This is a genomic window from Variovorax sp. GW823-FHT04B03 (assembly GCF_058796495.1).
In genome coordinates this window covers 15565-40026 of sequence record NZ_JBXAIT010000010.1, presented here as the reverse complement: position 1 = coordinate 40026, position 24462 = coordinate 15565, and the positions used below count along the sequence as shown (strand labels likewise).

Annotated in this window: 22 protein-coding genes; 11 read left to right on the top strand and 11 right to left on the bottom strand. The window is 67.9% G+C overall.

What is annotated here, in order from left to right; genetic code table 11:
* Positions 1-145 precede the first annotated feature (145 nt).
* From AC1RAD_RS31400 to hppD, 5 genes are all read right to left on the bottom strand, one after another.
* Positions 146-1093, bottom strand: coding sequence for an MBL fold metallo-hydrolase (locus AC1RAD_RS31400; protein ID WP_492739011.1), 948 nt, complete (start codon positions 1091-1093; stop codon positions 146-148).
* On the bottom strand, positions 1086-2777 hold the full coding sequence (locus AC1RAD_RS31395; protein ID WP_307697145.1) for an AMP-binding protein: 1692 nt from the start codon (positions 2775-2777) through the stop codon (positions 1086-1088). The genes AC1RAD_RS31400 and AC1RAD_RS31395 overlap by 8 nt, the downstream gene beginning before the upstream one ends.
* Positions 2778-2905: 128 nt before the next feature.
* On the bottom strand, positions 2906-3778 hold the full coding sequence (phhA, locus tag AC1RAD_RS31390) for a phenylalanine 4-monooxygenase (protein ID WP_369630274.1): 873 nt from the start codon (positions 3776-3778) through the stop codon (positions 2906-2908).
* Between the two features lie 20 nt (positions 3779-3798).
* Complete coding sequence (locus tag AC1RAD_RS31385) at positions 3799-4611, bottom strand: transporter substrate-binding domain-containing protein (protein WP_070062949.1); 813 nt, start codon at positions 4609-4611, stop codon at positions 3799-3801.
* A 29-nt stretch (positions 4612-4640) separates the two neighbouring features.
* Entirely contained in the window at positions 4641-5768 is a 1128-nt protein-coding gene (gene hppD / locus AC1RAD_RS31380) for a 4-hydroxyphenylpyruvate dioxygenase (RefSeq protein ID WP_139701335.1), read from the bottom strand.
* A 156-nt stretch (positions 5769-5924) separates the two neighbouring features.
* Here hppD and AC1RAD_RS31375 point away from each other — a divergent pair, with 156 nt between their 5' ends.
* The 6 genes from AC1RAD_RS31375 (at position 5925) to AC1RAD_RS31350 (ending at position 12299) form a co-directional block, all read left to right on the top strand.
* On the top strand, positions 5925-6398 hold the full coding sequence (locus AC1RAD_RS31375) for an Lrp/AsnC family transcriptional regulator (protein WP_070062947.1): 474 nt from the start codon (positions 5925-5927) through the stop codon (positions 6396-6398).
* Between the two features lie 109 nt (positions 6399-6507).
* Positions 6508-7236, top strand: coding sequence for a GNAT family N-acetyltransferase (locus tag AC1RAD_RS31370; protein WP_062482250.1), 729 nt, complete (start codon positions 6508-6510; stop codon positions 7234-7236).
* 90 nt (positions 7237-7326) lie between these two features.
* Entirely contained in the window at positions 7327-8205 is an 879-nt protein-coding gene (locus tag AC1RAD_RS31365; protein ID WP_099793257.1) for a CorC family transporter, read from the top strand.
* Entirely contained in the window at positions 8205-9833 is a 1629-nt protein-coding gene (lnt, locus tag AC1RAD_RS31360) for an apolipoprotein N-acyltransferase (RefSeq protein WP_492739010.1), read from the top strand. Before AC1RAD_RS31365 ends, lnt begins: the two co-directional genes overlap by 1 nt.
* A gap of 36 nt (positions 9834-9869) precedes the next feature.
* The gene (chrA, locus tag AC1RAD_RS31355; RefSeq protein WP_492739009.1) at positions 9870-11117 is read left to right on the top strand and encodes a chromate efflux transporter; all 1248 of its coding nucleotides are present in this window, start codon (positions 9870-9872) and stop codon (positions 11115-11117) included.
* A gap of 111 nt (positions 11118-11228) precedes the next feature.
* Positions 11229-12299, top strand: coding sequence for an asparaginase (locus AC1RAD_RS31350; protein ID WP_354348240.1), 1071 nt, complete (start codon positions 11229-11231; stop codon positions 12297-12299).
* Between the two features lie 7 nt (positions 12300-12306).
* Here AC1RAD_RS31350 and AC1RAD_RS31345 read toward each other — a convergent pair whose 3' ends face one another.
* Genes AC1RAD_RS31345 through AC1RAD_RS31335 form a run of 3 tightly spaced genes read right to left on the bottom strand, consistent with a single transcriptional unit; the run spans position 12307 to position 14947 of the window.
* Positions 12307-13101: a phosphatase PAP2 family protein gene (locus AC1RAD_RS31345; protein WP_492698853.1), complete on the bottom strand. Its 795-nt coding sequence runs from the start codon at positions 13099-13101 to the stop codon at positions 12307-12309.
* 53 nt (positions 13102-13154) lie between these two features.
* Positions 13155-13982 (bottom strand): metallophosphoesterase family protein, encoded by an 828-nt coding sequence (locus AC1RAD_RS31340; RefSeq protein WP_492739008.1) that lies wholly within the window; start codon positions 13980-13982, stop codon positions 13155-13157.
* Positions 13979-14947, bottom strand: a complete 969-nt coding sequence (locus AC1RAD_RS31335) for a diacylglycerol/lipid kinase family protein (RefSeq protein ID WP_492739006.1) — start codon at positions 14945-14947, stop codon at positions 13979-13981. Before AC1RAD_RS31335 ends, AC1RAD_RS31340 begins: the two co-directional genes overlap by 4 nt.
* Before the next feature lie 227 nt (positions 14948-15174).
* Between AC1RAD_RS31335 and glyQ the strand changes: the two genes are divergently transcribed.
* From glyQ to AC1RAD_RS31310, 5 genes are read left to right on the top strand one after another with little or no spacing between them, the layout of a single operon-like run.
* The gene (gene glyQ / locus AC1RAD_RS31330) at positions 15175-16083 is read left to right on the top strand and encodes a glycine--tRNA ligase subunit alpha (protein WP_062481784.1); all 909 of its coding nucleotides are present in this window, start codon (positions 15175-15177) and stop codon (positions 16081-16083) included.
* Between the two features lie 15 nt (positions 16084-16098).
* On the top strand, positions 16099-18234 hold the full coding sequence (glyS, locus tag AC1RAD_RS31325) for a glycine--tRNA ligase subunit beta (protein WP_095947895.1): 2136 nt from the start codon (positions 16099-16101) through the stop codon (positions 18232-18234).
* 37 nt (positions 18235-18271) lie between these two features.
* A complete protein-coding gene (gene gmhB, locus AC1RAD_RS31320) occupies positions 18272-18850 on the top strand; it encodes a D-glycero-beta-D-manno-heptose 1,7-bisphosphate 7-phosphatase (RefSeq protein ID WP_070062939.1) in 579 nt (192 codons plus the stop codon).
* Positions 18850-19629 carry a lysophospholipid acyltransferase family protein gene (locus AC1RAD_RS31315; RefSeq protein WP_062481794.1) on the top strand — a complete coding sequence of 260 codons (780 nt, stop codon included), beginning with the start codon at positions 18850-18852 and terminating at the stop codon, positions 19627-19629. The genes gmhB and AC1RAD_RS31315 overlap by 1 nt, the downstream gene beginning before the upstream one ends.
* 27 nt (positions 19630-19656) lie before the next feature.
* A complete protein-coding gene (locus tag AC1RAD_RS31310) occupies positions 19657-20628 on the top strand; it encodes a M48 family metallopeptidase (protein ID WP_492739005.1) in 972 nt (323 codons plus the stop codon).
* 715 nt (positions 20629-21343) lie between these two features.
* On the opposite strand, the gene AC1RAD_RS31305 is transcribed toward AC1RAD_RS31310, so the two are convergent.
* From AC1RAD_RS31305 to AC1RAD_RS31295, 3 genes are all read right to left on the bottom strand, one after another.
* Complete coding sequence (locus AC1RAD_RS31305; RefSeq protein WP_062478757.1) at positions 21344-22114, bottom strand: SDR family oxidoreductase; 771 nt, start codon at positions 22112-22114, stop codon at positions 21344-21346.
* Positions 22115-22202: 88 nt separating this feature from the next.
* Positions 22203-23132 carry a pseudouridine synthase gene (locus AC1RAD_RS31300; RefSeq protein ID WP_492739003.1) on the bottom strand — a complete coding sequence of 310 codons (930 nt, stop codon included), beginning with the start codon at positions 23130-23132 and terminating at the stop codon, positions 22203-22205.
* Positions 23129-24445 (bottom strand): leucine-rich repeat-containing protein kinase family protein, encoded by a 1317-nt coding sequence (locus tag AC1RAD_RS31295; RefSeq protein ID WP_307696342.1) that lies wholly within the window; start codon positions 24443-24445, stop codon positions 23129-23131. The genes AC1RAD_RS31300 and AC1RAD_RS31295 overlap by 4 nt, the downstream gene beginning before the upstream one ends.
* Between the last annotated feature and the right edge of the window lie 17 nt (positions 24446-24462).

Here is a 24462-nt window from a genome sequence, read left to right as displayed (position 1 = left end):
GGTCATCGTCAGGCTCTTACAGCCCAGAAAACCCCAGTCAGCAATGACTGGGGTTTTTTGCTTTGCGCAATGCAAAGGCCCAAATAGATAAAAAGCGCCAACTCGAAAGAGAGGGCGCTTTTTTATTGCAGCAGACAACCGCCAATCAGGCGTTGTGAACTCCCGAAGCATCGGATTGTGCTGCGCCGGCCGTAATCAGCTCTGAAAGCAGGTCCGTCGTCAGGGCCTCCAGCGACGCATCCGCAAAGAATCGAGCCCGGATCAGCTCGAAATACGGCGTCCCAGCAAGCCACGATCCCCACTCTGCGTGCGACACCGCGTGCAGCTCCAGAAGTTTGAACTTCATCAGCACCTTCATCGCGTGACGCGCGTGCTTCACCGGGTCTCGTTGCAGCCCAGCTAAGCGCTTGCGCGCCGTCTGCAACGCGCGCTCGACATCGGTGAAAACGCCTCCATGCCCCGGGATCACCTGCCGCGGCGCCAACTTCTCGATCAAATCGAGCGCTGCCGCAATGTCCCCGAACGAGGGCTCACCTATCAGCTCCGGAAAGGCGATGCCAAACCCGTTCTCCCAGAGCGCATCCGCTGAAATCAGAGTCCGCGACACCGGGTCGAATAGGATCACCGAGTGCGGATCGTGACCTGGAGCCCCATGCACTTGCCACGCGCTGTCTCCCAGCAGGCATTCAGTGCCTGGCTCGAGCAGTCCAGTGAAGCCAAAGCGCGGGCACCTCTGCCCCGTCGCAAGAAAACTCAGACCCTGCGCATCCCATCGCTCAACCAGCGCCGCCTCCCCAGGCGGAATGTCCGTCCGCACCGACGGATAACGCTCCTGCAATGCCGCGTTTCCCCCGCAGTGATCGCTGTGCAGATGCGTGTTCAGCACCCGATCGAGCGGACGTTCGCCCAGCACCGACTCGACCAGTGCCAACGTTTGCTCGGCATGCGTGGCATAGCCGGTGTCGACCAGCGCCGTTTCCTCGGCTCCGACGAAGAGGATGTTGTTCGAAGACAGCCAGCCCCGCTCGAACACGATGACATTCGCCGGCAGCCCCGCGCTGGCTTCCCCGTGGCGCCCCACGCGCTCAGGCACCGGCGCTGGTGCGCAGCTCGCGCCGCAGGATCTTCCCCACGTTGGTCTTGGGCAGCGACTCGCGGAACTCGATGTGCTTCGGCCGCTTGTAGCCGGTGAGCTGTCCGTTGCAGTACTGGAGCACGGCGTCTTCTGTCAGCGTCGGGTCCTTGCGGACCACGAAGACCTTGATGGCTTCGCCTTGCTTCTCGTCCGGCACGCCCACGGCCGCGCACTCGACGACGCCGGGGCACAGCGAGATCACGTTCTCCAGCTCGTTGGGGAACACGTTGAAACCGCTCACGAGGATCATGTCCTTCTTGCGGTCGACGATCCGGCTGTAGCCGTCTTCCTGCATCACGGCGATGTCGCCGGTGCGCATGAAGCCGTCGGCCGTGAAGGCCGCCGCCGTTTCGGCGGGCTGGTTGTAGTAACCGGTCATCACGTTCGGCCCCTTGATGCACAGCTCGCCCGCCTGGCCGATCGGCAGCGATTGGCCTTCATCGTCCTTGATCGCGATCTCAATGCTCGGCAACGGCAAGCCGATGGTGCCCGTGAACTTCGTGTTCGACACCGGGTTGTTGGTGCCGATCGCGCAGGTCTCGCTCATGCCCCAGCCTTCGATCATCGGGCAGCCGGTGGCTTCGAACCACTTGCGCGCCGTGCCTTCGGAGGCGGCCATGCCACCGGCCTGCGACACGAACAGCGTGGAGAAATCGACCGTCTTGAACTCCGGATGCATCAGCAGCGCGTTGAACAGCGTGTTCACCGCCGGCAGCATGTGGAAGGGCCGCTTCTTCAGCACCGCGACGAACTTGTTGAAGTCGCGCGGGTTCGGAATCAGCGTCATGTGCGAGCCCTGGCGGATCACCAGCAGGCACAGGGTCAGCGCGAAGATGTGATACAGCGGCAGCGCGGCAATGCTGTTGACCTTCGCCAGGTCGCCGGCCCGCGCCAGCGCGGGCGTGAACCAGGCCTCGGCCTGCAGCGTGGCGGCCACGATGTTGCGATGGGTCAGCACCGCGCCCTTCGACAAACCGGTGGTGCCGCCCGTGTACTGCAGGAAGGCGATCGAATCGAGCGTGCTCTGATCGGGCCCGAGCGTGCGCCCGCGGCCTTCGGCAATCGCCTGCTTGAACGGCGTGACCGTGCGGCCGTCGCTCAGCGGCAGCTTGTAGGGCGGCACCATCTTGGCCAGGTGGCGCACGGCCACGGTGATCCAGGCGCCATACAGCCCGCCGAGCAGGTCGCCCATTGCGGTCATCACCACGTGCTTGACGGGCGTGCGCTCGATCACCTGTTCGAGCGTGGCGGCAAAGTTCTCGAGGATGACGATGGCGGTGGCGCCGGAGTCCTTGAGCTGGTGCTCCAGCTCGCGCGCCGTGTACAGCGGATTGACGTTGACGCAGGTGTAGCCCGCGCGCAGCACGGCGCACATCGTGACCGCGAACTGCGGCACGTTGGGCAGCATGATCGCCACCCGCGCACCGGGCGCGAGGCCCTGCGATTGCAGCCAGGCACCCATCGCCTTGGAGAGCGTGTCGAGCTCGCCGTACGACATCCAGCGCTCCATGCAGACCGAGAACGGACGGTCCTTGTAGCGGCCGAAGGCCTCGTCGAACATGTGAGGCAGGGAGCGGTACTGCTCCGGATGAATCTCGTGCGGCACGCCGGCCGGGTAGTTCTGTCGCGCGGATGTCTGCATGCAAGCTCCTTTGGCGCGGATTGTGGGAGCCAATGCCTCCCACCCGCCAGCGGGCTTGTCCTAGGGGCGCATACCCGGTGTCGCGCAGGCGATAGCCGCCGTGCGCGCGGGAGTCACACAGATGCCGGTCAGGCGTTGCCGGATTCGCCCGGCAGCAGCACGCCGGCCGGGATGTCGGGCTGCACCTCGAGCGCGCGGTACAGCGGCGTGAAGTCGGGTGCCGTGAGATCGAAGAGCTGCGCGAAGTTTTCGATCACGAAGTAGTTGGCCTGGTAGGTGTCGATCTTGTAGCGCGTGCGCATGGTGCGCAGCAGGTCGAGCGGGAGGCGGTGCGGCTCGGGGCTGCGCACCGCGTGCTGCAGCTCGCCGACCGAGCTCAGGATGCCGGCGCCGTAGGCGCGCAGGCCCTCGGGCTGGCGGATCAGGCCGAACTCGACCGTATACCAGTACAGCCGCGCCAGCTTCTCGCCCGCGCCCAACTCGTGCGCCTTGATGCCGCCCTGGCCGTAGCGCTGCACGTAGTCGGCGAAGGTCGGGTCGAACAGCATCGGCACGTGGCCGAACAGGTCGTGGAACACGTCGGGCTCGACGATGTAGTCGAACTCTTCGGGCTTGCGGATCCAGTCGGTCACCGGGAACTTTCGGTTCGCCAGCAGCGTGAAGAAGGGCAGCTCGGGAATCAGCCCCGGCACCGCGACGATCTCCCAGCCGGTGGCGCGGTGCAGGCGCTCGTTGAGTTCCTCGAAGCGCGGGATGCGGTCCTTCACGCCGAGCAGCGGCAGCGCCTTGATGAAGGCGTCGCAGGCCAGGCCCGTCAGCTGCGCGGCCTGGCGTTCGTACAGCCGCTTGTAGGTGTCATGGTCGGCCGCCGTGTAGCTGGCCCAGTCCTGTGGGCAGGTGTAGTCGGCTTGCACCGAACCGCCGCGCGAGTAGTCGCCGCGCGGCGGGCGATCGGAGGCGCCATAGACGGCGGGAGTGACAACGGCGGCGGGGGTATCCATGGGGCGTTCGGTTTCTCGGGTTACTTGAGCCAGCGGTCCATCACGCGCTGGAAGTCGCCGCCGGCTTGCTGCAGGTGCAGCCATTGGTCGACATACGATTTGAAAGCCACGTCGTCGCGCGGCAGCATCCAGGCCATTTCGCCGTACTGCAGCGGCTTGTCGGGGTTCACCGCGCACAGCCCGGGCTTGAGCTTCTGCTGCGTGATGGCCTCGGCCGATTCGGTGACGAACACGTCGGCGCGGTTGGCCAGGATCTCGTCGAAGATCGTGACGTTCTCGCCGTGCAGCGTGAGCCTGGCCTGCTTGAAGTTGGTGCGGGCGAAGCGTTCGTTGCTGCCGCCCGGGTTGAAGATCACGCGGGTCGACGGCTGGTCGATGGCCGCCACGCTCTGGTACTTGGCCACGTCGGCGCAGCGCGCGATGGGCGTCTTGCCGTTGACCATGTACGGCGCGCTGAAGAAGGCGCGCTTCTGGCGGTCGGTGGTCACCGACACGCCGCCCACGGCGATGTCGCACTTGCCCGCGGCCAGGTCGGGCAGCAGGTTGGCCCACGTCGTCTTGACCCATTCGGGCTTGGCGCCGAGGCTGGCGCTGAAGCCCGTCATCAGGTCGACGTCGATGCCTTCGAACGAGGCGTCGGCCTTCTGGAAGCTGAAGGGCCGGTAGTCGCCCGGCGTGCAGATGCGCAGCACCGCCGCCTTCTGCACCGTGTCCAGGTGCGAGGCACCCGGGCCGGCCGCGGGCGGCGCCGAGGCGCAGCCCGAGAGCACGACCGCAGCGGCGGCTGCCGCGACAAAGGAAGTGACGACAGTCGAAGAAGACGCGTGGCGCATGCCGGGCTCCAGGGCAGTGGTGAAGCGCCTTATTTTGCGGCGCTCAGCACGCCCCGGCGCATCTGGTCGAGCTCGATGCTCTCGAACAGCGCCTTGAAGTTGCCGTTGCCGAAGCCGTCGTCGCCCTTGCGCTGGATGAACTCGAAGAAGATCGGGCCCAGCTGGTTCTCACTGAAGATCTGCAGCAGCAGCGCGTCCTTCTTGCCGTCGATCAGGATCTTGCGCTTCTTCAGCTCGGCCACGCTTTCGCCGTGCTCGGGAATGCGCTTGTCGATCAGCTCGTAGTAGGTGTCGATGGTGTCCAGCAGCGTCACGCCGTTGGCGCGTAGCGCGTCGACGCTCTCGTACAGGTTGTCCGAGCCCATGGCGATGTGCTGGATGCCCTCGCCCTTGTACATGTCCAGGTACTCCTGGATCTGGCCGGCCTGTTCCTTGCCTTCTTCGTTGATTGGGATGCGGATCTTGCCGCAGGGGCTGGTCATGGCCTTGCTCTTCACGCCCGTCACCTGGCCTTCGATGTCGAAGTACTTCACTTCGCGGAAGTTGAAGAGCTTTTCGTAGAAGTTGGCCCACACGTCCATGCGGCCGCGGTACACGTTGTGCGTCAGGTGATCGATGTAGGTCAGGCCGTTGCCCTTGCGCGCCAGCGCGTCCTGCGACGACACGCCCGGCAGCGCCTCGAAGTCCACGTCGTAGAAGCCGATGTTGCCGATGTCGCCCGGCTGCGCGCCGTTCTTGCCCGGCCAGCGGTCCACCAGGTAGATCAGGCTGTCGCCGATGCCCTTGATGGCGGGGATGTTCAGCTCGCCCGGGCCGGCCTTGTCGGCGAAGCCCCAGGCGCCCAGCGCGGTGGCGCGCTCGTAGGCCTGCTTGGCGTCCTGCACGCGGAAGGCGATGGCGCACACGCTCGGGCCGTGCTCGCGCGCAAAACGCTGGGCGAACGAATCGGGCTCGGCGTTCAGGATGAAGTTGATCGTGCCCTGGCGGTACAGCAGCACGTTCTTGTGGCGGTGCTTGGCGATGGCCACGAAGCCCATGCGCTCGAACACCTTGCCCATCGCGACCGGATCGGGTGCCGCGTACTCGATGAATTCGAAGCCGTCGGTGCCCATCGGGTTCTCCCAGGGCGTGAAGGCGGGGGCGTCGGCGTGGCTCATGGATGCTGTCTCCGAAAAGTGGGGAAGTTGTGCAGAAAGGAAAACAAAGGCCCGGATTCGGGCCGTGCTGCACTGTAGGGTGGAAGGCCTTCAGGTTTTCTGCGTTTCTGGGCGCCCTGGGTGGTCATGACGCAGTAAAACTGCAAAAATGGAGAAATGGAAGCACTCGACAAGATAGATCGGCTCATTTTGCGCATGCTGCAAGCAGACGGCCGTGCCACCTACGACCAGATCGCGGAGCAGGTCAGCCTGTCGCCCAGCGCCGTGCTGCGGCGGGTCAAGCGGCTGGAAGAGCACAAGGTCATCGACCGCTACGTGGCGCTGGTCCAGCCCGAGGCGGTCGGCCTGGGCCTCACGGCCTACCTGAACGTGCGGCTGGAAAAGCACACCGAAAGCCACAAGCGCAACCCCATGGACCTGTTCCGCGCCAGCGTGCAGACCTGGCCCGAGGTGGTCGAGTGCGCGGCCCTCACCGGCGACATGGACTACCTGCTGCGCGTGGTGGTGGCCGACATGGCGCACTACAGCCGCTTCATCATGGACACCCTGCTGAAGCACCCCAGCGTCGAAGACTGCAAGACCAGCTTTGTGCTCGATCGTGTCAAAGCCACAACATCTGTGCCCGTTTAACAACAAATTGGTTGCGGAAACACCACGGACTCTGGTATCGAGTCACGAATGCGTCCAGAAAGTGTCCTTGCGGGCTTGGTGATTAAGGGAAAACCCTTACATTGGAGCCATGCTTACCGCCAAGACCCTCCTCAAAGCGTCTCTCGGCCTCGGCTCTTTCCTGAAGGCGCCGATGGTTGAGGCGCAACCGCGCGCCGTCAGCGCGCCCCCACCCGTCATGGTGCCGATCCGCTCGATCGGCCCGCGCGAACGCGAACGCATCGCGCGCCACCTGCTGGACCTGACGCCGCACGACCGCTACCTGCGCTTCGGCTATGCCGCGGCCGACGAGCAGGTCTTGCGCTACGTCGAAGGCCTGGACTTCGACCGCGACGAACTGTTCGGCATCTACAACCGCCGCCTCGATCTGATCGCGATGGCGCACGTGGCCTACGCACCCGGCGACCAGCACAGCGACTGCGCCGAATTCGGCGTGTCCGTGTCGTCGCACGCCCGCGGCCGCGGCTATGGCGCGCGCCTGTTCGAGCGCGCCGTGGTCGCCGCGCGCAACGAAGGCGTGGGCATGCTCTTCATCCATGCGCTGAGCGAAAACGCCGCCATGCTCAAGATCGCCCGCAACGCCGGCGCCACCGTGGTGCGCAGCGGCTCCGAGTCGGAGGCGCACCTGCAGCTGCCCACCGCCACCTTCGACAGCCGCATGAGCGAGATCGCGCTGGAGCATTACGCCGCCGTCGATTTCGCGCTCAAGAGCCGCGCCAAGCAGTTCTGGGCCTTCCTGGCGAGCCTGCAGGAAGTGCGCAGCGGCATGCGCGACGCAAGAAGCAAATCGGCCCCCTGAGCGGGCGAGGGCGGCCTATGCCGGCCGGACGGTAGAGCCTGTCATGCGCAATCCGTTATCCTTGTCTCTCTTCAACTCCGCCCTCCCGCAGTGGCCGACCCTCACCCTGAACGCGCTCCCGTTGAACGGGAAGACAAGCGTGGCTTTCTCCAGAAGCTCGCCGAATTCATCCACCCCGGCCCCGATTCGCGCGACGAGCTGATCGAAACCCTCGCCGATGCCGAGGACAACGAGGTGATCGGCGCCGAATCGCGCGTGATGCTCGAAGGCGTGCTGCGCATGGCCGACATGACGGCCGGTGACGTGATGGTCGCGGCGCCGCGCATGGACCTCGTGAACATCGACGCGCCCTTCGACGCGCTGCTGCACTCGGTGATCCAGACCGCGCACTCGCGCTTTCCGGTCTACGAGGGCGAAAAAGAAAACATCATCGGCATCCTGCTCGCGAAGGACCTGCTCAAGCTGCAGCGCGCGCCGGGCCTGAACATCCGCGCCTTGCTGCGTCCGGCCACCTTCGTGCCCGAGAGCAAGGGCCTGAACGACCTGCTGCGCGAGTTCCGCGGCAACCGCAACCACCTGGCCATCGTAATCGACGAGTTCGGCCGCGTGGCCGGCCTCATCACCATCGAGGACGTGCTCGAGCAGATCGTCGGCGAGATCGAGGACGAGTTCGACATCGCCGAAGACGAGGGCGACATCTTCGGCCTGGCCGACCACACCTACCGCGTCTCGGGCGACACGCCCATCGAGCGCGTGGCCGAGGCCTTCGGCATCGTCTTCAACGAAGAACAGCTGAGCGAAGACTTCGACACCATCGGCGGACTCATCGCGCACGAGATGGGCCACGTGCCCAAGCGCGGCGAGCACCACGCCATCGGCGGCTTCGACTTCGTCGTGCTGCACACCAAGGGCGGCGCGGTGCGCTGGTTCCGGGTGTCGCCGGCGCGCGGCGGCGACGCGGCCGACTGATGCCGGCGCCCGCAGCAGCGGCCCCGGCCCGCGTCTCGCCAACCTCTCCCCCTTCCTCCGCCGCCTCCGGGCTGCTTCGCCTGCTCGGCTTCGGCCTGGCGGGCGTGGCGCAGGCCCTGTCCATCGCATGGCCGGGCGACGGCCGTCCACTGTGGTGGCTGCAACTGCTGTCGCTGGCCGGGCTGGTCTGGCTGCTCGACGGCCTGCGCGCACAGGGCGCGGGCTGGCGCCGCGCCGGCCTGCACGGCTGGGTGTTCGCGACCGCCTGGCTCACCGGCAGCTTCTGGTGGCTCTTCATCTCGATGCACACCTACGGCGGACTGCCGGCGCCGCTGGCGGTGATCGCCGTGCTCGCGCTGGCGGCGGCGCTCGGGCTCTACTACGCCGTGGCCTGCGCCTGGTTCGTGGTGCGCGGGCCGACGGGGCGCGTCGCCGGCGCCTTCGTGTTCGCGGCGCTGTGGACGCTGGCCGAGCTCGTGCGCGGCAGCTGGTTCACCGGCTTTCCCTGGGGCGCCGGCGGCTACGCCCATGTCGACGGTCCGCTGGCCGCGCTGGCGCCGTGGGGCGGCGTGTACGGCATCGGTGCCGCGGCGGCCCTGGCCGTGGCGCTGGTCGCGCGGCGCCTGTCGCTGCGCGGCGTGGTGCCGACGGCGCTGGCCGGGGTGCTGCTCGCCGTGGTCTTCGTGCTGCCGAACGTTGTCTCGCCGCTGCCTGCCGATGCACGCGGCGCGCAGGGCACGGCGGGCACGCTGCAGGTCGCGCTGCTGCAGGGCAACATCCCGCAGGACGAGAAATTCATTCCCGGCGGCGGCATCGAAACCGCGCTGCGCTGGTACGCCGAACAGCTGCGCGACGCCAAGGCCCAGCTCGTGGTCACGCCCGAAACGGCGCTGCCGTTGCTGCCGCGCCAGCTGCCCGCCGGCTACCTCGACAGCATCCAGGAACGCTACGGCCAGCCGGGCTCGCAGCAGGCCGCCATCGTCGGCCTGCCGCTCGGCGACGGGCCGGGCACCTACCGCAACGCCGTGCTCGGCTTCATGCCCGGTAGCACGGCGCAGCCCTACGCCTACAGCAAGCACCACCTCGTGCCCTTCGGCGAGTTCATTCCGCCGGGCTTTCGCTGGTTCATCCGCATGATGAGCATCCCGCTGGGCGACTTCGAGCGCGGCGGCCTCGCGCAGGCGCCCTTCGTCTGGCAGGGCCAGCGCATCGCGCCCAACATCTGCTACGAAGATTTGTTCGGCGACGAGATCGGCGCGAACTTCCGCGACGAGGCCACGGCACCGACCATCCTGCTCAACGTCAGCAACATCGCCTGGTTCGGCGACTCGGTCGCCATCGACCAGCACCTGGCCATCTCGCGCATGCGCGCGCTCGAGTTCGCGCGGCCGATGGTGCGGTCCACCAACACCGGCGCCACCGTGGTGATCGACGCCGCGGGCCGCGTCACGCACCAACTGCCGCGCCTCACGCGCGGCGTGCTCGAAGCGCCGGTCGAGGGCCGGCGCGGGCTCACGCCCTTCGCGCGCTGGGTCGCGCCCTTCGGCCTGTGGCCGCTGTGGATCGTGGCGCTCGCGATCGTCGCACTGGGCGCGGTCTTCTTCCGGCCTGGGCGCGCCCGGGGCTGAGGCGCACCGGCGGATGCGCATTCGACGTCGTCGTCCATGAAGCACCACCACCGCCCCAAGCCCGCCGCGCCACCCGCTGTTGATGGCGCGGGCGCTCCGCCTGCCAGAGGCTCGGTGCTCGAAGTCTTTCTCGCTTTCCTGAAGCTGGGCCTGACCTCCTTCGGCGGACCGGTGGCGCACCTGGGCTACTTCCGCACGGAGTTCGTGGAGCGCCGCAAGTGGCTCGACGACAAGCGCTATTCCGACCTCGTGGCGCTGTGCCAGTTCCTGCCCGGACCCGCGAGCAGTCAGGTCGGCATCGCCCTGGGGCTCGGCCGCGCGGGCTGGGGCGGGGCGCTGGCGGCGTGGCTCGGTTTCACGCTGCCGTCCGCCGTGGCGCTCATCCTCTTTGCGGCCGGCGTCACGCAGTGGGCGGGGCTGGCCCAATCGGGCGCGGTGCACGGGCTGAAGGTCGTCGCGGTGGCCGTCGTCGCGCAGGCGGTGTGGGGAATGGCGAAGTCGCTGTGCCCCGACCGGTTGCGCGCGGGCGTGGCCGTCGTCGCGGCGCTGCTGGTGCTTGCGGTGCCTTCGGCTGTGGGGCAGATCGTCGCCATCGTCGCCGGAGGTGTCGTCGGTCGATGGGCGCTGCAGCTGGGCCAGCTTCCTGCCGCGCAACACCACGACCACGGCGTGAGCAAGGCGACGGGTGCCGCGCTGCTGGGCCTGTTCGCCGCGCTGCTCGTCGCACTGCCGATGCTGGCTGCGGCGACGGATTGGCCGCCGCTCTCCGTCATTGCGTCGTTCTACCGGTCGGGCGCGCTGGTGTTCGGCGGCGGCCACGTCGTGCTGCCCCTGCTGCAGGCGGGCGTGGTGCCGACGGGCCTGGTCTCGAACGACGTGTTCCTGGCGGGCTACGGAGCAGCGCAGGCCGTGCCGGGGCCTTTGTTCACCTTCGCGGCCTTCCTCGGCGCCGCCATGCCGGGGCCGTTCGGCGGTTGGGTGGGTGGCTTGGCGCTGCTGCTGGCCATCTTCCTGCCGGCCTTCCTGCTGGTGGCGGGTGCGCTGCCGTTCTGGGAGACGCTGCGCCAGCGCGACGGCGTCCAGCGCGCGATGGCGGGCGTCAACGCGGCGGTCGTCGGCGTGCTGCTCGCCGCGCTTTACGACCCGGTGTGGACGAGCGCCATCCACTCGAAGGCCGATTTCGGGCTGGCGCTGGCGGCGTTCGGGCTGCTGGTCTACGCCCGCCTGTCGCCGGTGTGGGTCGTCGGGCTGGCGGCGGTAGCGGGCTGGCTGCTGGCCCTCTAAGGCCGGCGCATGACCGCATGCCATGCCGGCATGCAGCGGCATGGCATGCGGGCATGGTTCATGTATCTTCCTCGCCGCCTCGAGAAATCATCCTCAAACCAAGGAGCCCGTATGTACTTTTCTACCCATTTCCGTGCCTTTGCGGCCGGTGCCGCACTGCTCGCGGCCAGCGCGCTCGCGCAGGCCCAGCAGGCGCTGCCCAACGTGGTGATCCTGGCGACCGGCGGCACCATCGCCGGTGCCGGCGCATCGGCCGTCAACAGCGCGACCTACGCGGCCGCCAAGGTCGGCGTCGAGAAGCTGATCGCCGGCCTGCCCGAGCTGGCCAAGGTCGCCAATGTGCGCGGCGAGCAGGTGTTCCAGGTCGCATCGGAAAGCCTCACCAACGACAACCTGATGACGCTGGCCAAGCGCGTCTCGGCGCTGTCCAAGCAGTCGGACGTGGACGGCATCGTCATCACCCACGGCACCGACACGCTGGAAGAGACCGCCTACTTCCTGACGCTCACCGTGCACACCAACAAGCCGATCGTGGTGGTCGGATCGATGCGCCCGGGCACGGCCCTGTCGGCCGACGGCGCGCTCAACCTGTACGACGCGGTGAACGTGGCGGGCAGCAAGGACGCGATGGGCAAGGGCGTGCTGGTGACGATGGGCGACAACATCGACACCGGCCGCGACGTGAGCAAGAACGTCAACATCAAGACCAGCGCGTTCTCCAGCCAGTGGGGCCCGCTGGGCATGATCGTCGAGGGCAAGAACTACTGGTTCCGCGCGCCGGTGAAGCGCCACACCACGAACTCGGAATTCAACATCGACACCATCACCGCGCTGCCGCCGGTCGAGATCGCCATGGGCTACGAAGGCGTGTCGTCGGTGGCCATCGACGCGATCGCCAAGAGCGGCGCCAAGGCGCTGATCCACGGTGGCACGGGCAATGGCTCGGTGGCCGACCGCATCGTGCCGAACCTGCAGAAGGCGCGCAGCGACGGCGTGATCGTGATCCGCAGCTCGCGCGTGCCCGACGGCTTCGTGATCCGCAATGCCGAGCAGCCCGACGACAAGTACGACTGGGTGGTGGCGCACGACCTGCGCCCGCAGAAGGCGCGCATCCTGGCGATGGTGGCTCTCACGAAGACCAACAACACCAAAGAGCTTCAGCGCATCTTCTGGGAATACTGATCGACGGTCAGCGCGCGGTGCGGCGCTTGCGGTGCCGCGCGTATTCCAGGCTGCTCACGCACACCAGCAGCCAGCCCAGGCCGGTCAGCAGGCCGGCCGCGACATCGCTCGCGAAGTGCACCTGCAGGAAGATCCGGCTGCAGGCGATGGTGACGATGGCCGCCACTGCGGCCATGGCGGCCGGCACATGCCAGCGCGCCGGCAGCAGCCGCAGCGCCAGGTACAGCAGCATCCCGTAGCTCACGATCGCGCCCGCGCTGTGGCCGCTGGGAAAGCTGAAGCTCGTCTCCAGCGCAAGCCCGTGGTCATGCACCGGCCGGGCCCGCGCAAAGATGTGCTTGAGCGCGGGGTTCAGCACCACGATGCCGCCGAGCGCGGTCACCCAGCCCAGCGCCAGGCCGCGGTGCGCGTTGCGCCACAGCAGCAGCGCGACCAACCCGCACACGGGCGCGAGCAGTTGCGCATCGCCCAGGTGCGTGAGCCAGCTGAAGCTCACGAGCGCGCCCCACGGCACATGGGCGGCGATGGCGTCGGCCAGCGCCTGGTCGGCGCGGCCCATGGTGCGGCCGTCGCCGAGGTGCGAGGCGATCCATGCAACCAGAAAAGCCGCCGCGAGGATCAGCACGAAGCCCAGCCCCAGGCCGAGCGCCAGGCGCGATTCGTCAGGTTCGCCGGTGTCGGGCAGCGGATGGCGCCGTTGCAACATCCGGCAGGCGAGGCCGGCGCCGAGCACCGAGACGGTCAGTGCGAGCGCGAACCAGGCCAGGGCGTGTTCGCCCAGCTGCTGTGCAAGAAGAACCAAGGGGGCTGAAGAAGAAAGAAGAAGGGTGTCCGCAGGAGGCATGCGGCGCAACCCTAAGGGGCCGTCGCGCGGCTGGCAAGCGGAAGCCGCAATAGGTCGACGCGCGTGAAGGCTTTGTCTGCCGCCGAATGGTCCCAGCGCTCGACCACGCACACGCGCTGCGCGCCGTCGCCGGACGCTTCCGCGCGCAGCACGTTCACCGAATTGGGCGCGTCCCAGCGCACGCGCGTCGACACGGCGGTGCCGGCCTGCACCGCCCAGGCCGTGGGCGGGCAGCCCGGAAAACGCTCGTCCAGCGGGCGCACGAAAGGCAGGTGGATGTGGCCGCCGACGATCAGGTCGGCGCCCGCCGCCGTCCAGCGCGCGACCGCCGCCGCGCGCCCGTGCAGTCGGTTCTGCCGGTCTTCGGGCCGCGTCACCAGCACCGGCTGGTGCGTCACGACCACGCGCACCTGCCGGGGCGAAGCCTGTGCCAGCCGCGCCGCCACGCGCTCGACCTGCGCCGGCGACACCTCGCCGTCCTCGTGCCGGTACCAGCGCGTCGTGTTGACCGTGACCACCAGCCAGTCGTCGCAGGCGAACACCGGCTCCAGGTCGGCGCCGAAGGCCTCGGTGTAGCGGCCATAGGGCGAGAAGACGCGCGCCGCCAGCTGGAACAGCGGGATGTCGTGGTTGCCCGGAATCGCGACCACCGGCGCCGCCAGCCGGTCGGCGAAGGCGCGCGCCGCCGCGAACTGGCGGCGCGTGGCGCGCTGCGTGATGTCGCCCGACAGCAGCACCGCCTGCGGCGCCAGCGTGTGCGCCAGGCGTTCGAGCGCCTGCAGCACCTCGGGCTGCTCGGTGCCGAAGTGCGGGTCGGACACTTGCAGCAGGCAGCTCATGGCCGTGCCGCCTCCAGCTCGGGCGCGCTGTCGGGCCGCACCAGCCACAGCGGGTCGGGCGCCACGCGGAACAGCAGGGGCATGTCGACCCAGTCGATCTCGCCGTCGGTGGCGATCTTCACGCGGCGCGGCGTGCGCAGCCGGCCGGCTTTCACCGTCATCGATTCGAAGGGGAAACTCAGCACCTCGTCGGCCTCGCCCAGCCGGCCGAGCGCGCCGCGCACCAGCAGCCCGGGCATCGCCAGCAGGCCGACCGGCTTGAGCGCCACGGCGGTCAGCCGGCCCTGCTCGGGCGCCTCGGCGTGGTCGACGCCCGCCTGCATCAGCTGCAACGGGTTGTTGCCCACGAACAGCGTGGGCGTGCGGATGTCGCGCTCGTGGCCGTGCGAGGCGATGCGCAGCTGCCAGTGACGATGGCGCCCGCGCAGCACCGTCAGCAGGCCCGAGTAGAAGGCGATCCAGCGGTGGCGGCCGAAGCGTGCCTTGTGGCTCTCGCGCTCCTCCAGCAGGTCGGCATACAGGCCCATGCTGGCGTTCACCAGGAACACGCGGTCGTTCACCAGCCCCACCTGCACCGCCCGGGGCTGCTGCGTGAGCAGCACCTGCAGCGCCTGCGCCGTGTCGCGCGGGATGCCGTGGGTGCGGCTGAAGTAGTTGAAGGTGCCCTGCGGCAGCACGCCGAAGGGGCAGCCGCTGCCGAGCGTGGCCTGGGCCACGGCGTTGATGGTGCCGTCGCCGCCCGCGGCTACCACCACGCCGCCCACGGCCCGGGCCCGTTCGACCGCTTCGCGCGCCAGCGCCTGCACGCGGCCGGGGCCGTCCACGAGGAACACGCGGTGCCGGCGGCCGTCCGAGGCAAAGGCGTCGTCGATGACCTGCCGGGCCTGCGCGGCGTCTTCGCTGCCGGAGCCGGCGTTGAGCACGATGAAGAAAGGAGTGTCGGGGCCGATGTGGGGCGATGCCATGCAGTGAGAGAGGGGGAAAGCGCAGGAAAGTGCCGAAAGCGGCGGGAAACGCAAAAAAGCGTGCGGGGCCGGGCTTTGTCCCACAGCCGCGCGGGCTGTCGCGGCAGTCGGCATCCCGAGCGGCTGTGGGAGAGATGCCCTCCCGCGAACGTAAAATCGTCGCCTTTCGCGGCGTGTGCCGCGCCACCGTCCCGTCCAATGTCCGGCCCCCGACGCCGGCCAGCTTCATGTTGACCTTCCAGCAAATCATTCTCAAACTGCAGTCGTACTGGGCCGACAAGGGCTGTGCGCTGCTGCAACCGTACGACATGGAAGTGGGCGCGGGCACCTCGCACACCGCCACCTTCCTGCGCGCGCTCGGCCCCGAGCCCTGGAAGGCCGCCTACGTGCAGCCCAGCCGCCGCCCCAAGGACGGCCGCTACGGCGAGAACCCCAACCGCCTGCAGCACTACTACCAGTACCAGGTCGTGCTCAAGCCCGCGCCCAGCAACATCCTCGAGCTCTACCTCGGCAGCCTCGAGGCCCTGGGCTTCGACCTGAAGAAGAACGACATCCGCTTCGTCGAAGACGACTGGGAGAACCCCACGCTCGGCGCCTGGGGCCTGGGATGGGAGGTCTGGCTCAACGGCATGGAAGTGACGCAGTTCACCTACTTCCAGCAGGTCGGCGGCATCGACTGCAAGCCGATCACCGGCGAGATCACCTACGGCCTGGAACGCCTGGCCATGTACCTGCAGGGCGTGGACAACGTCTACAACCTGACCTGGACCGACGGCCTGAGCTACGGCGACGTCTACAAGCAGAACGAGGTCGAGCAGTCGACCTACAACTTCGAGCACAGCGACGCCGAGTTCCTCTTCACCGCCTTTGCCGCGCACGAGAAGCAGGCCAAGCACCTCATGACCGAGCAGCTCGCGCTGCCGGCCTACGAACAGGTGCTCAAGGCCGCCCACAGCTTCAACCTGCTGGACGCGCGCGGCGCGATCAGCGTGACCGAGCGCGCGGCCTACATCGGCCGCATCCGCAACCTCGCGCGCAGCGTGGCGCAGAGCTACTACGACAGCCGCGAACGCCTGGGCTTCCCGATGGCCCCGCGCGAGTGGGTGGCGCAGATGCCCCCGAAGAAAGCCGCCTGAGCGATGACGACCCCCATGAACAACAAGAACTCCCTGCTGGTTGAACTGTTTGTCGAAGAGCTGCCGCCCAAGGCGCTGAAGAAGCTCGGCGAGGCTTTCGCGGGCGTGCTGCGCGACCAGCTCGTGGCCCAAGGCCTGGCCGAAGCCGGCTCGGTGCTCACGCCCTACGCGTCGCCGCGCCGCCTGGCCGCCCACCTCACGCACGTGGCCGAGCGCGCCGCCGACAAGGCCGTGTCGCAAAAGCTCATGCCCGTGGCCGTGGGGCTCGATGCCTCGGGCCAGCCCACGCCCGCGCTGCTCAAGCGCCTGGCCGCCCTCGGCGCCGACGCCTCGGCCGTGCCGGGCCTCAAGCGCGCCATGGACGGCAAGGCCGAAGCCCTGTTCTACGAAAGCACCGCCAAGGGCGCCACGCTGGCCGAAGGCCTGCAGAAGGCGCTGGCCGAAGCCATCGCCAAGCTGCCGATCCCCAAGGTCATGAGCTACCAGCTCGAAAGCGGCTGCGAGCTGCCCGGCTGGAGCAGCGTGAGCTTCGTGCGCCCCGCGCACGGCCTCGTGGCATTGCATGCCGACACCGTGGTGCCCATCGAGGCGCTGGGCCTGAAGGCCGGCCGCGAGACGCACGGCCACCGCTTCGAGGCGGCGGTCGACCCCGTGGTGCTGCGCGATGCCAACAGCTACGCCCTGCAGCTGCAGGACGACGGCGCCGTCATCGCGAGCTTTGAAGCGCGCCGCGCCGAAATCGCACGCCAGCTCGCGGCCGCCGCCGTGACGGTGGGTGGCGGCTCGGTGCCGATCCACGACGACGCGCTGCTCGACGAAGTCACGGCACTGGTCGAGCGCCCCAACGTGCTGGTCTGCAGTTTCGAGCGCGAGTTCCTCGAAGTGCCGCAGGAGTGCCTCATCCTCACGATGAAGGCCAACCAGAAGTACTTCCCGCTGCTCGACGCGCAAGCCAAGCTCACCAACAAGTTCCTCGTCGTGAGCAATATCAGCCCCGACGACGCGAGCGCCGTGACCGGCGGCAACGAGCGCGTGGTGCGCCCGCGCCTGGCCGACGCCAAGTTCTTCTTCGACCAGGACCGCAAGAAATCGCTGGCCTCGCGCGTCGAGTCGCTGGGCAAGGTGGTCTATCACAACAAGCTCGGCACGCAGGGCGAACGCGTGCAGCGCGTGATGCACATCGCGCGCGGCATTGCCGAAAAACTCGGCGACGCGACGCTCGCCGCGCAGGCGACCCAGGCCGCCCAACTGGCCAAGGCCGACCTCGTGACCGACATGGTCGGCGAGTTCCCCGAGCTGCAGGGCACGATGGGCCGCTACTACGCGCTGCACGACGGCCTCGACGCCGCCGTGGCCGACGCCATCGAAGACCACTACAAGCCGCGCTTCGCCGGCGACGAGCTGCCGCGCAACAGCGTGGGCCTCGTGGTCGCACTGGCCGACAAGCTCGAAACGCTGGTCGGCATGTTCGGCATCGGCAACCTGCCCACCGGCGACCGCGACCCGTTTGCGCTGCGTCGCCACGCGCTGGGCGTGATTCGCATGCTGATCGAGAAAGACCTCGCGTTGGGGCTCGATGCGTTGCTGCAGGACGCCGCTGCGCAGTTCAGTGCCATCGATGGTTTCGACAGCAGCAAGGCCACGGTCGAACTGCGCGATTTCATCCTCGACCGCCTCGCCGGCAGCCTGCGCGAGCAGGGCGCGAGCGCGCAGGAAGTCGATGCCGTGCTGGCCCCGCTTCCGCAGCGCCTGGGTGAAGTGCCCAAGCTGCTGGCCGCCGTGCGCGCCTTCGCCGCACTGCCCGCCGCCGCCGCGCTGGCCGCGGCCAACAAGCGCATCGGCAACATCCTGAAGAAGGCGCCCGAGGCCGACGCACACGTCAGCGAGCTGCTGCTGCAGGAGCCCGCCGAGAAGGCGCTGCACGCCGCCATGGCGCAAGTCGTGCCCGCTGCCAACGCCCAGTTCGACGCGGGCGACTACACCGGCTCGCTGCAGACGCTGGCCGCGCTGCGCGAACCGGTCGACGCGTTCTTCACGGACGTGATGGTCAATGCCGAGCAGGCCGACCTGCGGCTGAACCGCCTGGGCCTGCTGATGTCGCTGCACAGCGCGATGAACCGCGTGGCGCAGCTCGAGCGGCTGGCTGTCTGACCCCGTGCCCCATCCCTCCACCAGGAGCGGTTCCGCCATGAAGCTCGTCATCCTCGACCGCAACGGCACGATCAACGTGCACCGCGAAGATTTCGTCAAGAGCGACATCGAGTGGACGCCGCTGCCCGGTGCGCTCGAGGCCGTGGCGCGCCTGAACCATGCGGGCTGGCACGTGGTGGTGGCGTCGAACCAGTCGGGCCTGGGCCGCGGGCTGTTCGACATGGCCTCGCTCAATGCCATGCACGCCAAGATGCACAAGATGCTCGCGGCCGTGGGCGGCAAGGTGGATGCGGTGTTCTATTGCCCGCACAGCCCCGACGAAGGCTGCGACTGCCGCAAGCCCAAGGAAGGGCTGTTCCTTCAGATCGGCGACCGCTTTGGCATCGACCTGAAGGGCGTACCGACGGCGGGCGACAGCCTGCGCGACCTGCAGGCCGGCGCCGCTGCCGGCTGCGAACCGCACCTCTTGCTCACGGGCATGGGCGCGGCGTGCCGCGGGGTTCACCCGCTGCCTCCCGAATATCCGGCGGACACGAGGGTGCATGAAGACCTCGCCGCCTTTGTCGACTTTCTGCTCGCGCGCGAAGCGCGGGCTGCACTGCAGGTGGCTGTCTGATGGCGTTTCTCCGTTCCGTTCTCCACGCCCTGTGGATGCTTGTCACCGTGGTGCCCTGGGGCATCATCATGTGCGTCAGCTCGCTCTGGAAGCGCGGCATTCCGCTGTACTGGATGGCCGAGCAATGGCTCAGCTGGGCCATCGGTGGCGCGCGCGTGCTGCTGGGCATCAAGACCCGCGTGACCGGCATGGAAAACCTGCCGACCGACCAACTCGCCGGCGCGGTGCTGCTGGTGAAGCACCAGTCCACGCTCGAGACTTTCCTCATGCCCACGCTGATGCCGCATCCGCTGGCCTTCGTTTTCAAGAAGGAACTGATCTACGTGCCGTTCTTCGGCTGGGCGATGGCGCGGTTGGACATGATCCACATCGACCGGAGCCAGCGCGCGCAGGCGTTCAACAAGGTGGTGAACCAGGGTCGCAAGCTGCTCGCGCAGGGCATCTGGATCATCATGTTCCCCGAAGGCACGCGCATTCCGCGTGGTCAGAAGGGCACCTACAAGAGCGGCGGCACGCGCCTGGCCTGCGAAACCGGCGTGCCCGTGATCCCCATTGCCGTCACCTCGGCCAAGGTCTGGCCGCGCAAGGCCTTCATCAAGCGCCCCGGCGTGGTCGACGTGTCGATCGGCCCGGCGATCTCGAGCGTGGGCCGCAAGCCCGACGAGCTGATGCGCGAAGTCGAAGCCTGGATCGAGGCCGAGATGCGCCGCCTCGACCCCGAGGCCTACAGCGACAGCCCGGCGCAGCCGCAGCAGACGTTGCCGCGCGAAGCGGGCTGACGCGCCAACCTCAGACCCGGGCCCGACATGCGGGGAATGTTGCAGTTCACGATGGACCTCTTCGAGGGGCTGGGGAGCACGCCGGCGCCTGCTGCTGCGCCGCCGCGGCGGCCGCGGAAGAAGGCGCCAGCGCCTGTGCCACCTGCTGCTCCCGCGCCGGTGGTGGCTGTCGCGCCTTCACCTGTCGGACCCGTTGATCCGCGTCCTGCGGTGCCGTTGGCTGACACACTGACGCTCGCGAATTTCACACATCCGCAGGCCACGCGTGAAGTGGTGTTGGGGTCGGCGCGCGTGGCCTACGAATTCAAGCGGGGGCAGCGCAAGACCATCGGTTTTCTTGTGGGTGCCGAAGGTTTGTCGGTGCGTGCGCCGCGGTGGGTCACGCTGCGCGATGTCGATGCGGCGGTGCGTGAGAAGGCCGACTGGATTCTGCGCAAGCTGGCGGAGACGCAGCAGCGCAATGCGCGGGTCGAGGCGACGCGGATTGCCTGGGAAGATGGGGCGGAGTTTCCTTTTCTGGGGGAGCCTGTGGTGATTCGGCTGGATCCGAAGCACGGGTTTGCCAGTGTGGGAGGGACGCTCGATCCTGCTGTCGAAGGCGGTGGGCCGCGGACTCTGCGGTTGGCTGTGGCGCAGAACGCTGCGCCTTCGCAGATTCGGGATGCGGCGCAGGCCTGGTTGATGCGGCAGGCTCGCAAGCTGTTCATCGAACGGCTGGATCACTTTGCGCCGCTGCTGGGGGTGTCATGGCAGAAGCTGTCGCTCTCCAATGCGGCGACGCGGTGGGGGAGTGCGAGTGCGGATGGGTCGATTCGACTGAACTGGCGGTTGATTCACTTTCGCTTGCCGGTGATCGACTACGTTGTTGCGCATGAGTTGGCGCATCTGCGGGTGATGGATCACTCGCATCGGTTTTGGGAAACGGTTGAAAGCGTTGTGCCTGACTATGGGGTGCTGAGGCAGCAGTTGAAGGATGAGGCTGTGCCTCGGTGGGGCTGACTTTTCTTGTTTGCTTCCCGGGGCCGGGAGTTCCGCCCGGCGGCGGACTCACTTTCTTTTGCTTCGCCAAAAGAAAGTAAGCAAAGAAAAGGCGACCCCACTGTCTGCGTCCCTCCGCTTCGCTACGGGCAACCTGCGGTGCTCACGTTTCGCGGGGTCTCGCAGAACTCGCTTCGCTCAAACAGCTGCGAGCCCTGATCCGCGAAACGCTGCGCTCCTCGGCGCAGCCAGAGGGGCTTTGATACCGAGCGGGCCGTCGCTTCGCTCGGCCCGGGAATTTCCAACAGCCAAATCCCGTGCCCGTGCCCGTGCTGGTGCTGGTACTCGTAGGCACATCTGCACTCGCTCGCGTCTGTGCCTGCGTTCGCGCTCCAACCACCGCCGCTACCAATCCCAGCCGCAGCAGGCGCGAAGCGCCTGCTGCGGCCCACTGGCCGAGCGAAGCGATGGCCCGTGGGTATTCAAACCCCTTCTGTATGCGCCGAGGAGCGCAGCGTTTCGCGGATCAGGGCTCGCCCTTGTTTGAGCGAAGCGAGTTTGGGCGAGACCCCGCGAAACGTGAGCACCGCAGGTTGCCCGAAGCGAAGCGGAGGGACGCAGACAGTAGGGTCGCCTTTCTTTTGCCTACGCTTCTTTGGCGAAGCAAAGAAAAGTAGGTCGCCCGCCGGGGCGAGACCCGGCCCCGGGAAGCAACTTCACAACGCAGTCCAAAAACCTAGCGAGCGTGCGTAACCCCGCCGTCCACCACCAGCGTAGACCCCATCACATAGTCCCCAGCCCGCGAAGCCAGGTAGATGGCGGCACCAGCCATGTCCTCAGGCGTACCAATGCGCCCAGCAGGAATCCGTCCCTTGACCTCATCCCCATGATCCCGCGCATCCTTGTTCATATCCGAAGCAAACGCCCCAGGCGCAATCGCACTGACCACGATCCGGTCCTGCGCCAACCGCAACGCCATCCGCCGCGTCAACTGAATCAACCCCGCCTTGCTAGCCGCATACGAGTAAGTCTCCTGCGGATTCACAGAAATCCCGTCGATAGAAGCAATGTTGATCACCTTCGACAGATGATCCGTAGCCGCCTTCTTGAGCATCGGCGTCAGTGCCTTCGTCAGGAAGAAGGGCGTCTTCAAGTTCAGGTCGACGACCTTGTCCCAGCCACTCTCCGGAAACTCTTCATACGGCGCGCCCCAGGCAGCCCCAGCGTTGTTGACCAGGATATCGAGCGACCCTTCATGCTTCGCATAAGCATCGACCAGCGCCTGAGCCCCTTCCACAGTAGAAACATCAGCCGGCAGCGACACGCAATGCCCAAAAGCCGACAGCTCCTTCGCCGTCTGATCGCAAGCCGCCGCCTTGCGCGCCGAGATGTACACGCGCGCGCCTTGCGCCAGGAAGCCCTCGGCAATCATGCGGCCGATGCCGCGCGAGCCGCCGGTGATCAAGGCGCTGCGGCCCTTCAGCGAGAAGAGTTGGGTGGTGTCCATGTGCGTTTGTCTCCTGAGTGGTGGAAGAGAGGAAGTTCAATTCCCGTCAGGAGAAAGCTTAGTCCGCGACGCGCCCGCGCCGCGTCACCTAGGCGGCAGCAGGAGCAGAAGGCAGCGCCAGCCGGCGCGGGCTCTCGAAGGTGCGCAAGGCGCCATTCAGCGGGTCGACAAAAGCCAGCGACCGCGCCAGCAGCTGCAGCGGCCTGTCGAAGTCGTCAATCCCCGCAGGCTGCAGCGTGGGATAGAACGGGTCGTTCACGATCGGCAGGCCCAGCGCCTGGCAGTGCACGCGGAGCTGGTGCTTGCGGCCGGTGACGGGCGAGAGTTCCAGCAGCGCATGGCCGTCGCGCGCCTCGCGCAGCACGATGCGGGTTTCGGAATTCGGCTCGCCAGGCGCTTCGCGCATCCGCATGAAATGGTCGTCGTCCACCAGCCGGCTGCGGTACACGGCGGGCACCGACGACACGCCCTCGTGCCACGGCACGACGGCCTCGTAGTGCTTGTCTATGCGCCGCTCGGGAAACATCGCCTGGTAGGCGCCGCGCGTCTCGCGGCGCACCGAGAAAAGCACCAGCCCCGAGGTGTTGCGGTCGATGCGGTGCAGCGGCACGAGGTCGTCCAGGCCGAGCTTGCGCTTCAGGCGCACCAGCAGGCTCTGCTGCACGTACTTGCCGGTGGGCGTGACGGGCACGAAGGGCGGCTTGTCGACCACCACGAGGTCGTCGTCCTGGTGCAGCACCAGTTCTTCGAAAGGGATGGGCGTCTCGGCGTCGAGCGCGCGGTAGTAGTACACGCGCAGCGGTGACTCGTAGCGCCGCGTGGCGGTGATGGGCACGCCGTGCTCGTCGCACACGTCGTTCGCTTCAATGCGGGAGAGCCAGGCCTCGCGCGAGATGGCGGGAAAACGCTCGACGAGAAAGTCGGCGATGGTGGGCCAGGGGCCGTGAGGCAGCGAAACGCAGCTCGGGCTCACGCCGTCGCGCGTGGGCATCGGAACGGGGAAGCGGGGGCGCGTCATGGTACGGCGGCGTCCAGCACCGGCAGCACCTCGGCGAACGATGGCCGTGCCGCCACGTCGGCTTGCAGGCAGCGCGCCGCGAGCGTGGTCAAAGTCGAAGAAGAAACCGCATCGTCACAGCGCTCGGCCAGTTCTTCGAGCAGGCAACCGAAGGCGCGCATCTCCACGCCTTGCAGTGCCTTCGCGTGCGCCGGGTCGAGCGCGCCCGTCATCCAGGCCGCACCGAAGTCGCCGAGCCGCCCGCCGTCCTGCGCGTGCCACAGGATGTTGTGGGCGTACAGGTCGCCATGCAGCAGGCCGCGCGCATGCAGGTGCGCCATGGCCGCCGCGATGTCGCGCGCGATGCGCAGCGCGGTGCCGCTGGTCCAGCGTGCGTCGTCGGTATAGACATCGCGGGTGCACGAGGCCAGGCTCGGTGGCCCGGCCAGGGTGATGAACGACGGTGGCACCAGCGCCATCACCAGGCCCTCTGTGCCGTCGGGGTGGCCGTCGATGCGGCCCTGCGCGGCGATCAGCGTCGGGTGCGCGCCGGCCGCGATGCAGGCCGCCATCTCGCTGTGCGGCCAGCCGTCGCTGGTGACGGCGCCCTTGAACAGCTTGACGGCCACGGGCAGTGCGGCGTCGTTCGGCGTGGCCAGCGTGGCGCGGTGGATCACGCCCGAGGCGCCTTCGCCGAGCTTCGGGCCGAGTGTCAGGTTGCGCCAGTCGACGTGCGGCACGGTGGGCGCGTCGATGGCGGCGTCTTCGGCCTGGGTGTCGAACGGGTTGCCCGCGCACGCCAGCCAGGCCAGGCGCGGCAGCGTGTGCAGCCAGTCGGGGAGCGCCTCGAAGCGGTTGGCCGACAGGCGCAGCAGCTCGATCTGCCGGCAGCGGGCCACCGACGGCGGCAGGGCGCGCAGGCGGTTGCCGGCCAGCATCAGCTTCTGCATGCGGGTGCAGTCGCCGAGGGTGTCGGGCAATTCTTCGATCGCGTTGTCGGTCAGGATCAGCCAGCGCAGCGAGGGCGGCAACGCCTCGGCGGGCACGTGCGCGATGCGGTTGGCCTTGAAGCCCACGATGTCGAGCTGGCGGCACTGGCCGATGGAGGCCGGCAGTTCGGTGAACCGGTTGTCGGAGCCGAACAGCACGCGCAGCTTGTGCAGCCGGCCGAGGTCGTCCGGCAGCGCACTGAGCGCATTGCCCGTGAGGTTCAGCGTTTCGAGGGTGTCGGCGAGCGCAAAAATCTCGCGCGGGAACTCGGTGAGTCCGCACGAGAGGTCCAGTCGTCGTGCGCCAGCCAGCCGGCCGGCGCGCAGCTCAGCCAGCGTGTCCATGCGGGAAGTCTACCCAG

Bases quoted from the DNA above. Each gene is read 5' to 3' on its own strand.
- AC1RAD_RS31350 (WP_354348240.1), top strand. From the start codon at position 11,229: ATGTACTTTTCTACCCATTTCCGTGCCTTTGCGGCCGGTGCCGCACTG.
- AC1RAD_RS31375 (WP_070062947.1), top strand. From the start codon at position 5,925: ATGGAAGCACTCGACAAGATAGATCGGCTCATTTTGCGCATGCTGCAA.
- AC1RAD_RS31335 (WP_492739006.1), bottom strand. From the start codon at position 14,947: ATGGCATCGCCCCACATCGGCCCCGACACTCCTTTCTTCATCGTGCTC.
- lnt (WP_492739010.1), top strand. From the start codon at position 8,205: ATGCCGGCGCCCGCAGCAGCGGCCCCGGCCCGCGTCTCGCCAACCTCT.
- AC1RAD_RS31310 (WP_492739005.1), top strand. From the start codon at position 19,657: ATGCGGGGAATGTTGCAGTTCACGATGGACCTCTTCGAGGGGCTGGGG.
- AC1RAD_RS31340 (WP_492739008.1), bottom strand. From the start codon at position 13,982: ATGAGCTGCCTGCTGCAAGTGTCCGACCCGCACTTCGGCACCGAGCAG.
- AC1RAD_RS31385 (WP_070062949.1), bottom strand. From the start codon at position 4,611: ATGCGCCACGCGTCTTCTTCGACTGTCGTCACTTCCTTTGTCGCGGCA.
- AC1RAD_RS31315 (WP_062481794.1), top strand. From the start codon at position 18,850: ATGGCGTTTCTCCGTTCCGTTCTCCACGCCCTGTGGATGCTTGTCACC.
- hppD (WP_139701335.1), bottom strand. From the start codon at position 5,768: ATGAGCCACGCCGACGCCCCCGCCTTCACGCCCTGGGAGAACCCGATG.
- phhA (WP_369630274.1), bottom strand. From the start codon at position 3,778: ATGGATACCCCCGCCGCCGTTGTCACTCCCGCCGTCTATGGCGCCTCC.
- gmhB (WP_070062939.1), top strand. From the start codon at position 18,272: ATGAAGCTCGTCATCCTCGACCGCAACGGCACGATCAACGTGCACCGC.
- AC1RAD_RS31295 (WP_307696342.1), bottom strand. From the start codon at position 24,445: ATGGACACGCTGGCTGAGCTGCGCGCCGGCCGGCTGGCTGGCGCACGA.
- glyS (WP_095947895.1), top strand. From the start codon at position 16,099: ATGAACAACAAGAACTCCCTGCTGGTTGAACTGTTTGTCGAAGAGCTG.
- AC1RAD_RS31395 (WP_307697145.1), bottom strand. From the start codon at position 2,777: ATGCAGACATCCGCGCGACAGAACTACCCGGCCGGCGTGCCGCACGAG.
- AC1RAD_RS31300 (WP_492739003.1), bottom strand. From the start codon at position 23,132: ATGACGCGCCCCCGCTTCCCCGTTCCGATGCCCACGCGCGACGGCGTG.
- AC1RAD_RS31305 (WP_062478757.1), bottom strand. From the start codon at position 22,114: ATGGACACCACCCAACTCTTCTCGCTGAAGGGCCGCAGCGCCTTGATC.
- AC1RAD_RS31370 (WP_062482250.1), top strand. From the start codon at position 6,508: ATGCTTACCGCCAAGACCCTCCTCAAAGCGTCTCTCGGCCTCGGCTCT.
- glyQ (WP_062481784.1), top strand. From the start codon at position 15,175: ATGTTGACCTTCCAGCAAATCATTCTCAAACTGCAGTCGTACTGGGCC.
- chrA (WP_492739009.1), top strand. From the start codon at position 9,870: ATGAAGCACCACCACCGCCCCAAGCCCGCCGCGCCACCCGCTGTTGAT.